The organism is Rossellomorea sp. NPDC071047, from assembly GCF_050270195.1.
GTDB lineage: Bacteria > Bacillota > Bacilli > Bacillales > Bacillaceae_B > Rossellomorea.
Map to the genome: position 1 here is coordinate 782,099 of NZ_JBNNJT010000002.1, position 14,189 is coordinate 796,287.

At 42.5% G+C, this 14,189-nt stretch carries 13 protein-coding genes; 5 read left to right on the forward strand and 8 right to left on the reverse strand.

Going from position 1 to position 14,189, the window contains the following annotated elements:
- Window positions 1-25 precede the first annotated feature (25 nt).
- On the reverse strand, window positions 26-817 hold the full coding sequence (locus ACQKFO_RS11800; RefSeq protein ID WP_427598841.1) for a polymer-forming cytoskeletal protein: 792 nt from the start codon (window positions 815-817) through the stop codon (window positions 26-28).
- A gap of 25 nt (window positions 818-842) precedes the next feature.
- Window positions 843-1,478: a DUF4004 family protein gene (locus ACQKFO_RS11805; protein ID WP_427598842.1), complete on the reverse strand. Its 636-nt coding sequence runs from the start codon at window positions 1,476-1,478 to the stop codon at window positions 843-845.
- A 219-nt stretch (window positions 1,479-1,697) separates the two neighbouring features.
- Between ACQKFO_RS11805 and ACQKFO_RS11810 the strand changes: the two genes are divergently transcribed.
- Window positions 1,698-3,749 carry a catalase gene (locus tag ACQKFO_RS11810; protein WP_427598843.1) on the forward strand — a complete coding sequence of 684 codons (2,052 nt, stop codon included), beginning with the start codon at window positions 1,698-1,700 and terminating at the stop codon, window positions 3,747-3,749.
- A gap of 369 nt (window positions 3,750-4,118) precedes the next feature.
- Window positions 4,119-6,248 carry an AAA family ATPase gene (locus ACQKFO_RS11815; protein WP_427598844.1) on the forward strand — a complete coding sequence of 710 codons (2,130 nt, stop codon included), beginning with the start codon at window positions 4,119-4,121 and terminating at the stop codon, window positions 6,246-6,248.
- 139 nt (window positions 6,249-6,387) lie between these two features.
- On the opposite strand, the gene ACQKFO_RS11820 is transcribed toward ACQKFO_RS11815, so the two are convergent.
- Window positions 6,388-6,900, reverse strand: a complete 513-nt coding sequence (locus tag ACQKFO_RS11820) for a CBO0543 family protein (protein WP_427598845.1) — start codon at window positions 6,898-6,900, stop codon at window positions 6,388-6,390.
- 115 nt (window positions 6,901-7,015) lie between these two features.
- The gene (locus ACQKFO_RS11825; RefSeq protein WP_427598846.1) at window positions 7,016-7,759 is read right to left on the reverse strand and encodes a Cof-type HAD-IIB family hydrolase; all 744 of its coding nucleotides are present in this window, start codon (window positions 7,757-7,759) and stop codon (window positions 7,016-7,018) included.
- A gap of 151 nt (window positions 7,760-7,910) precedes the next feature.
- Here ACQKFO_RS11825 and ACQKFO_RS11830 point away from each other — a divergent pair, with 151 nt between their 5' ends.
- Both ACQKFO_RS11830 and ACQKFO_RS11835 read left to right on the forward strand, forming a co-directional pair.
- On the forward strand, window positions 7,911-9,680 hold the full coding sequence (locus ACQKFO_RS11830; protein WP_427598847.1) for an ABC transporter ATP-binding protein: 1,770 nt from the start codon (window positions 7,911-7,913) through the stop codon (window positions 9,678-9,680).
- A complete protein-coding gene (locus ACQKFO_RS11835) occupies window positions 9,677-9,994 on the forward strand; it encodes an MGMT family protein (protein ID WP_427598848.1) in 318 nt (105 codons plus the stop codon). The genes ACQKFO_RS11830 and ACQKFO_RS11835 overlap by 4 nt, the downstream gene beginning before the upstream one ends.
- Before the next feature lie 40 nt (window positions 9,995-10,034).
- Here ACQKFO_RS11835 and ACQKFO_RS11840 read toward each other — a convergent pair whose 3' ends face one another.
- Entirely contained in the window at window positions 10,035-11,657 is a 1,623-nt protein-coding gene (locus tag ACQKFO_RS11840) for an ABC1 kinase family protein (RefSeq protein WP_427598850.1), read from the reverse strand.
- 497 nt (window positions 11,658-12,154) lie between these two features.
- Between ACQKFO_RS11840 and ACQKFO_RS11845 the strand changes: the two genes are divergently transcribed.
- Window positions 12,155-12,655: a DoxX family protein gene (locus tag ACQKFO_RS11845; protein WP_427598851.1), complete on the forward strand. Its 501-nt coding sequence runs from the start codon at window positions 12,155-12,157 to the stop codon at window positions 12,653-12,655.
- Between the two features lie 95 nt (window positions 12,656-12,750).
- On the opposite strand, the gene ACQKFO_RS11850 is transcribed toward ACQKFO_RS11845, so the two are convergent.
- The 3 genes from ACQKFO_RS11850 to ACQKFO_RS11860 form a co-directional block, all read right to left on the reverse strand.
- Entirely contained in the window at window positions 12,751-12,936 is a 186-nt protein-coding gene (locus tag ACQKFO_RS11850) for a YfhD family protein (protein ID WP_044339722.1), read from the reverse strand.
- 105 nt (window positions 12,937-13,041) lie between these two features.
- Entirely contained in the window at window positions 13,042-13,167 is a 126-nt protein-coding gene (locus ACQKFO_RS11855) for a YfhE family protein (protein ID WP_079531092.1), read from the reverse strand.
- Window positions 13,168-13,238: 71 nt separating this feature from the next.
- Window positions 13,239-14,144, reverse strand: a complete 906-nt coding sequence (locus tag ACQKFO_RS11860) for a TIGR01777 family oxidoreductase (RefSeq protein WP_427598852.1) — start codon at window positions 14,142-14,144, stop codon at window positions 13,239-13,241.
- Between the last annotated feature and the right edge of the window lie 45 nt (window positions 14,145-14,189).

Sequence of the window (14,189 nt, forward strand, 5' to 3'; positions counted from 1 at the left end):
CATCCCTGCTAAGAAATAATTTATATTAAATCTTCACTTTTTCATGGATTCTACTATTCTGCTTCACATCAAGAATTCCTGAATATTCAACCGTATCAATGTCACAATTCTCCCCGATCACAACATTTTTACCGCGGACCAGTTTTGCCTTTGTGTTCTCAAGGTACACCTCGTCACCTTCGATCAGTTCTGAAAATAAGTAATCTTCCTTTTGGAGAAAGAAGTTCACCACTTGTTTAATCAGTCCGTTCGAGTTTTGGTGTTTCACCGAAATCGTTTCGCCACCGATTTCTTTAATGGAGGATTCGTGATTGATTTCGATTTGAACCCGGTCAGCGTTGAGCAGCCCCTCGATATGGACAGAGCCGGAGGATGAGAAGGTTTCGACTTCACAATCCTTTTCTACACTCAAAGAACCGCTTGCTTTAATCGATCCCCCTTGAATCTTTCCTCCAACCTTGCATGAACCGCTCACCTTGAAAGTCTTAAAGATAAGGTCTTTCACTATTTTACTTGAACCACTTGTGTTCATTTCAACAGCCATCACCGAGCCTTCATATTTGGAGCTTCCACTTGTTGTGATCGTTTCTGCTTTTGTATCACCTTTTATGATAGAAGAACCACTCGTTTTAATGTATCCAGCTTTAACGTCACCTGAAATCGTCCCGGAACCTGAAATTTTAAGCTCGTGGCAGTCGATGTCGCCAGCGATTTTTCCACTTCCACTGATCTTTACTGCATCAAATCTTCCTCCGGCGGACGTTCCGGATCCACTGATCTTCAAGTCATGCAGTTCTTTCTTTTCCACTGTATTCATTCTTTTTTCCTCCATTTCAGGGAAGTTAAATCCCTTTTGTATTCGTCAACGTGATTTTCAATTCTTCCATTATCTGTTGTAGATCGAATCTCAATACGGTCTGTGCTGAATGGTCAACAAGCAATTCGGAATGAAGAGGAAGGAGAATCCATACATACTCCTCTTTTTTACGAAGTCCGACAAGTTCAAGGGAAGAATCTTTTAGTGGAGTGAACTTCTCATGAAGAAAAAGAAATAAGGTTTGCAGTTCTTCTCTTGGGACTTGTATCCTTTTCGCCTTCTCAATGATCAACATATTTAATAGATCAGGAAACTCAAATCCCTTTCTTGCCGGTAGAAGTGCTGTGCAGAAGGATAAGGTATGTTCCGACAGTATGTTGTACGTTGGTAATTCATCTGCACGGACTTCCATCCTGGTGGGATTTGGTGAAAAGAAATCGGATAGTTCATCCAGTGAATAGTCATCCTTCATCTCTTTGATTGTATCGATGCGTGAGAGCATTTTTTCCCTGGGAAAGAACGTTTCCTGACCAGTGAAGCTGGATTTCTTAATAAACCAACTCTCCGGAATAATGTTCTTTCGCTTCCAACGGTAAAGCTGGCCATACGAGATCCCGGTGAGTTCCAACAATTCCTTTTTAGAAATAAGATTCGTTTCCAATGAGGGATCACCTCTTTTCTGTAACAAAACATTGTTACGTTACTTGATGATTAGTTTAACAGAACATTGTTACGTTCGTAAAGAATAATTTGGAATATTTTCAAAAAAGGGCTTACTCGAAACTATCCAATATATGTTTAATTAAGAGGATCAAGGGTACTAAAGAAAGAGAAATGTTTTACATAGTAAACATTAATAACCGTTGAGAGGGATGAAAGAATGGGAGACGACCGTCGTACGAAAGTGAATGAGAAAAGCAAGGATGAACAGCTTGAGCAGTATCGCGTGGAGGACGAAGGTAAGCATCTTACAACCAATCAAGGATTGAAGGTATCAGAAGATGAGTTTTCTTTGAAGGCAGGAGAGCGCGGACCTACTTTAATGGAGGATTTCCACTTCCGTGAGAAGATGACTCACTTCGACCATGAGCGCATACCGGAACGGATTGTTCATGCACGGGGCTTCGCTGCACACGGAGAATTCGAACTCTATGACTCTATGAAAGAATACACCCGGGCTAAATTTCTTCAGGACACTTCAACGAAAACCCCTGTCTTTGTACGTTTTTCAACTGTGGCCGGATCTAAGGGTTCCGCAGAAACCGTACGTGATGCGCGTGGGTTTGCTACGAAATTTTATACGGAAGAAGGCAATTATGATCTTGTAGGAAACAATATTCCTGTGTTCTTCATTCAAGATGCGATTAAATTCCCGGATCTTGTTCATGCACTTAAACCGGAACCACATAATGAAATGCCTCAGGCAGCTTCTGCCCATGATACGTTCTGGGATTTTGTAGCGAATAACCAGGAGTCCGCTCATATGGTCATGTGGGCCATGTCAGATCGGGCGATTCCCCGCAGCCTGCGGATGATGGAAGGCTTCGGTGTTCATACATTCCGACTGGTGAACGCGGAGGGGAAGGCTCATTTTGTGAAATTCCATTGGAAGCCGGTACTTGGAACGCACTCTCTCGTTTGGGATGAGGCTCAGAAGATCAACGGTAAAGACCCGGATTTCCACCGCCGTGATTTGTTTGAATCAATCGAAAATGGCGATTATCCAGAGTACGAGCTGGGAGTTCAGCTCATTAAGGAAGAAGATGAGTTTAACTTTGACTTTGATGTTCTTGATCCTACCAAGCTATGGCCTGAAGAAGAAGTTCCTGTGAAAATCGTTGGGAAAATGACCCTTAATCGGAATGTGGACAATGTGTTTGCAGAAACGGAGCAAGCAGCTTTCCATCCTGGTTCCGTTGTTCCCGGGATTGATTTCTCTAATGATCCGTTATTACAGGGACGCTTATTCTCCTATACCGATACACAATTGATCAGACTCGGTGGACCTAACTTCCATGAGCTTCCTATTAACCGACCTGTGTGCCCATTCCACAATAATCAGCGTGATGGATATGGCCGTCAAACGATTAACAAGGGTCAGGTGAGCTACCATAACAACTCACTTGCTAAAAATACACCAGCACCTGCCAGTCAGGAAGAAGGAGGCTACACTCATTATCAGGAGAAGATGGAAGGGCGTAAAGTCCGGGCAAGAAGTGAAAGCTTCAAAGATCACTTCTCACAAGCCACCATGTTCTGGAATAGCATGAGTGAGCCTGAGAAAGAGCATATCATTCAAGCCTTCAGTTTCGAGCTTGGAAAAGTGAAGAGCAAATCGGTTCAACAGCAGGTAGTCGACATGTTTGCCAATGTAAGCATGGATCTGGCAAAAGGGTTTGCAGAAGCGATAAGCGCAAAAGTTCCTAGCGGAGAAGGTACAAAAGTAACCAAATCCTCTCCAGCTTTAAGCCAGGAAAATACGATCAAGAAACCTGCTACCCGTAAAGTAGGGGTCATCTTAGGAAACGGCTTTAAAGGGGAAGAGGTAAAAATGGTACTATCCGCTCTTAAAGAAGACGGCATCCAGCCTGAAATCATCAGTGACAAGCTGGGGACGAGAAAAGGGGATGACGGTACGGAGCTTGAAGTGGACCATACCTTCTTAACAGGGGAATCTGTATTATTTGATAGCCTTTACGTAGTAGGCGGAGAGAATGTAGATAAAAAGTTCTCTCAAGATACAACCTATTTTGTCAAAGAAGCGTATTCTCACTTCAAACCGATTGGTGCAACGCATGAAGGGATACACTGGTTGGAAGAAGCGGGTGTCAGCGGATCTGGTGTGGTAACTGGGGAAGACATGAAGTCATTTGCAAAAGAGTTCACAGTAGCCATTGCCGAACATCGTCATTGGGATCGCGAATTAGTATAATGTTTTAATAGGAAGATAGGGGAGTGATTCTCTCCCTTCTATTTGAGAAGTGTCAGATCTGAATATTCAGGTCTGGCTCTTTTTATATAATCCCAAGGTAAATCCTGCTATATATTCCAGATCAATCACTTGATCTACTTCGATACACCTACTATACTCTTCAATCAACAGGCAAGTCATTGAAAATGAAAAAATTCCAATAAGCAAAAATGTTGAAAGTCAAAAAAGGTCAAAGTATACTATGTTTGTAAGGTCAAAGAAAGTCAAAGTCAAACTTAGTGTAATCGAATATTTAAGACATTGACCTTATCCATAAAACAATCGAAAAAAATAATTTATATAAAAACAAACCATAGGAGGTCATGTTAAATGAAATGCCAAGTATGTCAACACAACCAAGCAACAGTTGAAGTGTATAAGCAAGTGAATGGTCGCAAGTCCAGTATGAAGATGTGTTCAGTTTGCTTTCAAAAGCAGCAAACACCTTCTGCAATCCATGGAGGATTTCCGTTTGATGAGTTGTTTAAAGGGATGAGCATGAGTGGAAACCCAAATCATGGCTTCCACAATCAGCAATCACCTCCACAAACCCAAGGTGGAAATGGAGGAAATGGCGTTCTCGATCAGTTTGGACGCAATGTGACAGGAGCAGCCAAAGCTGGATTGATTGATCCTGTTATCGGCCGGGACAAAGAAGTGGACCGCGTCATTGAAATATTAAATCGCCGTAATAAGAATAACCCGGTACTCATCGGTGAGCCCGGGGTTGGTAAAACGGCTATCGCTGAAGGGTTGGCCCTTAAAATCGTGGCAGGTGATGTTCCATCCAAATTACTAAATAAAGAAGTGTATGTAATGGATGTTGCTTCATTAACGGCGGGTACAGGCGTTCGTGGTTCTTTCGAAGAACGTTTAAAAGCCATCATCAGCGAACTTCAGAATCGACAAAATGTGATGTTATTTATTGATGAGATTCACCAATTAGTTGGCGCAGGTTCCGCAGAAGGCTCCATGGACGCAGGAAACATTCTAAAACCTGCTTTAGCCAGGGGGGAATTGCAAGTAATCGGGGCTACAACATTGAAGGAGTACCGCCAAATTGAAAAAGACGCAGCACTTGAGCGTCGTTTCCAGCCGGTCTTGGTAAATGAGCCGACACCTGAAGAAGCAATCGAGATCCTTAGAGGGTTAAAAGATAAATATGAAGACTATCATAGAGTCCAGTTTACAGACGAGGCCATCGAGGCTTGTGTGAAACTATCCCATCGATATATTCAGGATCGATTTTTACCGGATAAGGCCATTGATTTAATGGATGAAGCAGGTTCTAAAGTAAACCTTCAGTCCGAGGGTAAAGACAAGACTGCCCTTCTTAAAAAGTTGAACGATGTAAGAGAGAAGAAGGATCTGGCGACAAAAGAAGAGAACTATGAACAAGCTGCCATCCTTCGCGATCAAGAATCAGAATTAGAAAGACAGGTTAGTGAAGGTGGGTCAGACTCTAAAGCACTTGTAGAAAGAGAACTGATCCAGACGATCGTTGAATCGAAAACGGGTATTCCAGTTGGGAAGCTGCAAAGTGATGATCGGAAACGAATGAAAGCACTGGAAGAAAACCTGGCGGGTAAAGTAATCGGACAGGAAGAAGCAGTAAAGAAAGTGGCAAAAGCGATCCGCCGCAGCCGTGCAGGATTGAAAGCGAAGCATCGTCCAATCGGCACTTTCCTCTTTGTAGGACCAACAGGTGTAGGTAAAACAGAATTAACGAAAACACTGGCAGAAGAGTTATTCGGATCTAAAGATTCAATGCTTCGATTAGACATGAGTGAGTATATGGAAAAACACTCTGTTTCAAAACTGATCGGTTCACCTCCAGGCTATGTAGGCCATGAGGAATCCGGTCAATTGACTGAAAAGGTAAGAAGAAACCCTTATTCAATCATTCTCCTGGATGAAATCGAGAAAGCCCATCCGGATGTTCAGCACATGTTCCTGCAAATTCTTGAAGATGGACGCCTTACAGACAGTCAGGGAAGAACGGTCAGCTTTAAAGAGACTGTGATTATCATGACAAGTAACGCAGGTGTGACGGACAAGAAGGAAGCAGTGGTCGGTTTTAATACAGGGGGTACAGATGCGATTAAAGAAACGAATATTCTTCAATCACTCGGTGCCTACTTTAAGCCTGAGTTCCTGAACCGTTTTGACAGCATCATTGAATTTGAATCTCTTGACAAAGAAGAGCTTCTTCAAATTCTTGACCTTATGCTTGACGAGCTGAAGGTTGAACTTAAAGAACAGGGGATTACTGTAACCATCGAAGAAGATGCGAAGAGTAAACTCGTTGAACTTGGATATCATCCTGAATTCGGTGCACGCCCATTACGTCGTGTGATCCAGGAAAGAGTGGAAGATAAAATCGCTGATTTACTTCTTGATGTAGAAGGTGTGACGGACGTAGTCATTTCACTGGAAAACGACGAAATCATCGTCAAATAAGAAAAAGAAGCATCCTTTGAGGTGCTTCTTTTTCTATTCTTTCCTCTTCAAAAAAGTGATATATACTGCCATAGCTAAATAAACTCCTAAAACTATGACAATAAATACAGGGGTAGAAAAGGAAGTCATAATAATACCCTCACTTTAGATCTTGTAAAGATGGATGGAAAATGAATAATAGAATTGCAATGATAGGTAAGGAAATAATGATGGCGAGTAATGGCTTTTTGTGATGCAATCCTAAGATTGAAAACATGATGACATTGAAAATTGCAGACCATCCTAAATTCCAGCCATTTTCATAAAGGAACAGTCCTTTTTTATGAAAAAGGTATTCCAATAACGTGAAGTAAGCAATCCAGCAGGCAAGATACAGCCATTTCTTTTTTCTATATGGAAAATAACGAAGAAAGATCATGATGACGACAGGAATGATAAAAAAAGTGAATACAAGATCAATAAACGTATGATTCAGCCAATCTACCGTCACAGCTTTATATTCCCAAAGTGTGTGGTTATAAAAGATCACGTTATAGGAGAGATTGCAAATAATATAATATTGAACCGTTGGATAATACTCTCTCCAGCGTTTCCAATCAATAAAGAGCTTGGCAAAAATCAGATAAACAACCACTACCAGAATTAGATACATATTGAGTACAATCCTTGTTTTTTTTACTCAGTATGGACGTAACGTAAAAAGAATAGACATCCTGGACAGATTTAGTGCCTGATTCACATTGAATCAGGCACTTTAATTGGAGTATTTATTTCATTTCTGACAGTACTCTATCAATCGCCTGGGCAACACCATGATCTGTATTGATGCCAGTGACCCAGTCAGCGGCTTCTTTCACGGCTTCCTGTGCGTTCCCCATCGCAACTCCAAAACCGGATTCGCGAATCATGGCTATATCATTCATACTGTCCCCCACCGCCATGACTTGTTCCATGGACAGGTCCAGCCATTTGCAAACCTTCACTAAAGCGGCTGCCTTATTGACCCCTGCAGGATTGATTTCAATATTCGTCGGCGAAGAATTTGTGATTTCCAGTGCTTCATTTTTCACCAGCTCGTCCATCATGACTTTGCGGACGTCATCATCCTGAATATCGAAACCAAACTTCAACCAGTTATAAGTACCGATATCTTGATCAAAAGGCTTATTCGTATTGAATAGTCCTTGGGAAGTAGAAGACCAGAAGTAGACATCATGCTCTTCTTTTAATTTCCAAAGCTGTTTCACAAGATCAAGATCAAGTGGGATGCTGTCTACCAGATTGTATTCATGATCATAAATTTCCCCGCCGTTCACGGTTACCAGATAAGATGAACGGCCAAGCTCATCTGAAATGTCCCTGCATGTAAAAAGGGAGCGGCCGGTACTTAACACCACATGAATTCCCTTCTCCTTCGCACGCTGAATGGCTTGTGCATTTTCATGAGATACTTCTCCTTCGTGATTGACGAGTGTTCCATCCATATCCAGGGCAATTAATTTAATATCCATTATATCTATCACGTCCTTCTATTCATTCATATCCAGTGTAATATAATTCGTGCAAATCTTCTAGAAACCTGACTTGATGAAGGTAATATTTCCTAAGTACTGAACTTCATATTACAATAGAAAAGAGTATATATTTGAGAGGAAGAGAACAATGGAGTCTACATATGAAAAGGGTAAGTGGAAGCAGCTTATTACTTTAATAAAGGAAACCGATCCACCGAAAACCCTGTTTGGCGTTTCTTTATTCTTGAGCCTGCTTACAACGATTGCGGGACTTGCTATACCATTATTAACAAGTAAGTTGATCGATGACTTCAGTTTAGATTCGTTAAGCAAAGGGGTCATCATAGGGATGATTGCTGCATTTTTTGTTCAAGCGATTGCGGGAGGAGTGTCTGTTTACATATTGGCGAGGGTGGGGCAGCATGTCATAGCCTCCTTGAGAGAAAAGCTTTGGAGAAAATTGCTGGTTCTGCCCGTCCCTTATTATGATTCACATGAAACGGGTGACTCTGTCAGCCGTATGACCAGTGATACGGGAGTGATCAAAAACCTGATCACCGAGCACCTGACAGGCTTTATAACAGGTATCATTTCTGTAATAGGTGCCATCATCGTACTGTTTTATTTAGATTGGCCCCTTACCCTGGTGATGTTTTCAATCATACCACTGTCACTCTTGTTTCTTATTCCGATTGGCAAAAAGATGGCTGACATCTCAAGGGGATTGCAAACCGAGACTGCAAGCTTTTCGGCTATATTAACGAGAGTCCTTTCGGAAATCCGTCTCGTGAAGTCATCCAATGCGGAGGAGATTGAATTTCAGAAAGGACAAACAGGAATCAAGAAGCTTTATGTCCTCGGATTAAAGGAAGGAATCATACAAGCGTTAATGTCGCCGGTCGTTTCTTCTTTAATCATCATCGTTCTTGTCCTAATCATTGGGTTCGGGGGTATTCGAGTGACCTCTGGAGCCATGACGGCCGGGGAACTTGTTGCTTTCTTCATCTACCTCTTTCAGATAATCATGCCAATCACCCAGATCATCGTGTTCGTTACTCAGTTCCAGAAAACAGTGGGGGCAACAGAGAAAGTGTTATCGATTCTCAATTTAGACGAAGAAAACCTTGAGGAAGGAAGGTCCGTCCCTCAAACTGATCGTGCCCTGGTCCTTGATGGGGTGACTTTTGGGTATGAAGAGGGGGAGAGGGTGTTAAAGGATGTGACGATAAGGGCCGAAAAAGGGAAAGTGACGGCCATCGTTGGTCCGAGTGGGAGTGGGAAAACGACACTGTTTTCATTGATTGAGCAGTTCTACAAGCCCCAGCAAGGAGCCATTCTATTGGGGGAAGAGACGATCAGTTCATACTCGCTAAAATCATGGAGGGAACTTCTTGGCTACGTCTCCCAGGATAGTCCGATCTATTCGGGAACGATCGGGGACAATATCTCTTACGGGCTCCATGGAGATATATCAGAGGAAAAGATGATAGCTGCTTCAAAAATGGCCTATGCCCATGAATTTATTAAGGACCTCCCTAACGGTTATCAAACAGAAGTAGGAGAAAGAGGAATCAAGCTTTCAGGTGGTCAGCGACAACGTCTTGCCATTGCAAGAGCACTATTGAGGGACCCTGATATCCTCATGCTGGATGAAGCCACTTCAAGCCTTGATAGTCAATCGGAAATTGTCGTTCAGGAAGCGCTGAAGAACTTAATGAAGGGACGGACCACCCTCGTGATTGCCCATCGCTTATCCACCATCGTGGATGCCGATCAAATTGTCTTTTTAGAAAAAGGAAAGGTGACTGGAGTCGGGACACATGAGGAATTGTATTCATCACATACTTTATACCGCGACTTTGCAAGACAGCAGTTAAGGATAGGGGAGCATCCTGATGCGGGAAGTGAACTAACATGAAACCTTTTACTGAACGAGTGGTGAAAATCATACAGAGCATCCCCTCTGGAAAAGTGATGACGTACGGTCAAATCGCTTCTTTGGCAGGCAGTCCTAGAGCTGCCAGACAGGTCGTGCGGATTCTTCACTCCATGAGTGAAAAGTATAAACTTCCCTGGCACCGGGTTTTGAATAGCAAAGGGGAAATTGGTTTCCGTGATGAAGAGCATGTTATGATCCAAAGACTATGTTTGGAAGCTGAGGGGGTTCATTTCATTGGGAAGAATCGGATTAGGTTAGAGGAGTATCTGTATTTGTCTGAACACATACATTGATTGTAAAAAAGGTAACCTAAATTCAAGGTTACCTTTTTTGTTAATTCAGCTGTCCATTCCTGAGTCTCTTCAGCCAACGTTTTTGTTGGGAGCTGATAAACAAATAACCAACTAGACTTAATCCAGACACCACCAAACTACCTTGCCAAAGGAAATCGACATCGAATCCTAATCCTGTGAAGGCGCCAACGCCACCGAAGAGCAAAAGGATGAATGCCTGCTTCTTTTGGTTTTCAAATACCACAAACTGAAACTCATTTTGCTGGTGATGGTCCTTTTGTTCAAGCGCTTTTTCTGGTACATCCAACAACTGCCGGATTTTCTGAACGGTCTGAAAGAGAGGTTGTGCACTGACCCATTTCATAAGGAGCTCCCACTTGTTTGTGTTACTATCCTTTACCCAATCCATGAACGCGGGTTTGACGACATCAAGGATTTCTTCATCGGGACTCAATGTATGAACAATTCCTTCTATAGTTGCAAAAGACCTGCCTAAAAAGATGAAACGGGTAGGCACTTGTACAGGTAATGATTTCACCATATCATTTATTTCTTTCTTAACGGTAAGCAGATCCATCTGTTTGAACTGCTCCATATCGAGTGTGACAAATTCCTTGAGCACTGGTTCGATCGTTTTCGGGCTTGCATCAGGAAGCAAGAAACCTAATTGAGACAGCGCTTCGGCTGCTTTTCGGAAATTCTTTAGAAGGACTCCTTCCAGAAGATCTTGAAAGTGAGTGGAATCTCTCTTGGAAATTTCCCCGATCATTCCGTAATCCAGGAGAACGAAAGTACCATCCGGCTGAAGAAGTATATTCCCTGCATGTGGGTCGGCATGGAAAATTCCCGGCTCTAGCCATTGGGGAAGGAAGAGGCGAAACAATTCCTGAGCTAGCTTCTGCCCGTCCAATCCATACGACTTCAATGCTTTTTTGTCATTCAATCGAACTCCATCCACCCACTCCATCACCAATACTTTATCTGTGCAAAGTTCAGGATACATAGCAGGAATCTTCACATTAGAATGATCCTTGAACCGTTGTTTGAACGAAATAGCGGTGTTCATTTCTTTTGAAAAGTCGAGCTCTTGTTCGATGACTTGCTTTAATTCCTTATAAAGCATCTTGAAATCAATGAACCCTTTGGGAACTGGAGCAAATCGTCGGGCGAACCAAATAATGATGGCAAGGGAACGGAAATCCGTTTTCACCAGGGAAGGAATCTCAGGGCGCTGCACCTTTATAGCCGCTTGGGTACCATCTAACAGAGTCGCTTTGTAAACTTCTCCTATTGAAGCTGAAGCAACAGCTTCATGGTCTATTGCCTGTACCTTAGTAGTCACAGAGCTGTTCCATTCACGTTCCAGAACCTTTTCAATCTCCTTCCATGGTGAAGGAGGAACGTGATCGACCAAATCCTGTATTTGATTGATAAATCCTCTCGGAAGCAAATCCTCACGTATACTAAGAAGCTGTCCAACCTTGATCAAAACGCCATTTAACTCAAATAAAGTTTCTTTAAACTCTTTTCCAATGCGTTCCCAGAGCTTCTCTTTCTCCCATTGGGACTTACCGCGGATACGGTACCAATAGACTCTCACCACGATGGAAAGCGCCAGTGATAATACCTTCCACATTCTCCAAAGCTTCTTCTCTGATTTCATCGTTTCATCCCCCGTAACTGGACTGTCTAGTTCTATTATGTAATACGGATTAAGAAGAAGAAAGTTTCTCTGCTTTATCATTAAAAATGTTCATTTTTCGTTAGATTTTCATGGTAATATATTGAATAATATCAGAGAAAGGATTCTAACGATACCAAAGGATATGAATCATAGAATGAGCGGGATATAAAACCAATCATCGTGAAAGAAGTAACCAGTTAGTAGCTGAGAGAAATTCATCCCAAGAAGTTAAATCACAAAGAAGTGAATGTAATTATCAACTGTTTTTTTACCGATTTTGACACCTTTGTGAACTGCTCAAAAGCTTATTGCAATAAGGATGGAGAAGGAGTATATTATAAGTGTAAAGAACATGTGAAAAATTTCACAAACAAAACAGCTATCATATCAAAACCATCACAAACTTTGATCAACTGTTTTTTTAATCACAATTGTGAAATATTTCACAATACAAATCCAAAAGGAGATGATCCATCATGAGATGGTGGGAAAATCAAAAGGTGAGCATGGTTTGGACAGTGATTAGAATTTGGTTGGGCGTTCAGTGGCTGGAAGCGGGTTGGCATAAGGTGAACGATGGTTTTGATGCAAGCGGCTTCTTGCAAGGAGCATTGGCGAAGGCGACAGGTGATCATCCAGCCGTTCAAGGGTGGTACGCAGAGTTCCTAAAAGGGTTCGCAATACCGAATGTCGATTTATTCAATATCTTGATTCCATGGGGAGAAGTGCTCGTGGGAGTTGGCTTGATTGTCGGATTCATGACAATACCGGCATTACTCGCAGGTGCATTCATGAACCTGAATTTCTTATTAGCGGGAACAGTGAGCACGAATCCAGTTCTCTACACAGTTGCCATCATCCTTCTTTTTGCCGGCAGAGGGGCATTCTGTTGGGGAGCTGACCGTTGGGTAATACCATACCTGAAACATGTGGTTCTTCCTAAAGGCAAACAGCATAATAAGCCGATCGTGGTGTGATAGTACGTCTAATTAAAACCACCCATGCTGGTCTCACATGGGCGGTTTTTTTATGAATTCCTCTTGACCCAGCTTTTTTACCTACCGGGTTTGCTCTATTGGTTTTTCTTCACTCGTGCACGCTGGTTGGCAGCATTGGCGCGAGCTTGTGCTTCCATATCAGCCTGGTCGGCAAGTTCACGTGAGAACTCTTCGTCAACACCGTCAGATTTGAGCTGAGCGGGTGTTTGAGGCAAGCTGTTTTTGTTTCCTCGTTTACTATTTCCGCGTGATCTGCCCAATATGAACATCCCCTTTTCAGTTGGTTAAAAAATAAAGGTACAGACTAAGGAGTCTGTACCTTTATTCTTCTTCAAAGTAAGGGGTTTTAGTTAGGTAATAATTGTCTATCTATGGGCTTTGGAACTGAAGCCGCCTGCACGATCAGCTGCTTTAAATTCTCGTGAGTACGTTACTTCCTGCGCACTGGATAGAACCGATTTGTTTTTGTCTTTCTTTTTCTTATTATCCATTTGTATGTACATCCCTTCTTTTCAAGATTAACTTTATTTTTGCCTTGAAAAGAAAGGGGCATACATGTGATTTAATGATAAATGTCAATCAGTGCGCTTTTTAATTCAGGGTATTCAAATTGAAAACCGTTTTCTGAAAGGACACTCGGAAGTACTTTTTGGCCTTCTAGCACCAAGGCGCTCATTTCACCCATTGCTACTTTTAAAGCAAGGGAAGGGACAGGAATCCAGTGTGGCCTGCCAAGCACGGCTCCAAGGGTTTTCCCAAACTCTTTCATAGTAACGGGAGAAGGTGCTGTCACATTGACCGGTCCCGAGATGGATTCTGTTTCAGCAATGAAATGCACAGCTCTTGCGATGTCTTTTATATGGACCCACGACATCCATTGGTCCCCGGATCCAACCGTTCCTCCCACGAACATTTTATATGGAAGAGCGATTCGGGGGAGGGCGCCTTCGTCTTTCCCGAGAATAATTCCAAAGCGTGCATATGCAACCCGGATGTCCAGCTGATTCGCTTTGCCCGCTTCTTTTTCCCATATTTGAACGGTTTCTCCTAAAAAGTTGTCTGCCGTTTCCGTTGATGCTTCCGTATACGTATTCGTTTTGGAAGAAGGATAGTAGCCGATTGCACTTGCGTTGATAAGACACGACGGTTTTTCTTTCAATGCTTTAATAATGTTCATTACCTCTTGGGTTGAGTTTATTCGGCTATTGATGATTCGTTTCTTACGCTCATCCGTCCAGCGGCCGCTGTTGATGGATTCCCCTGCAAGGTTAATGAAGGCTTGGATTCCTTCGAGCTCTTCTTCGGGTTTCGCACCGTCGGATAGCCATTTTACATAGGTAACACCTGAACGATTGTTGTATTTATCCGGATTTCGAGTAAGTATCATGACTTCGTGATGGTGTTCGAGAAGTTCCTCCGTCAAAGCCTGACCGACAAAACCCGTACCACCTGTTATAGCGATCTTCATCATCATCCCTCCAATATACTTATTATTTTACCTATCTACAGAATA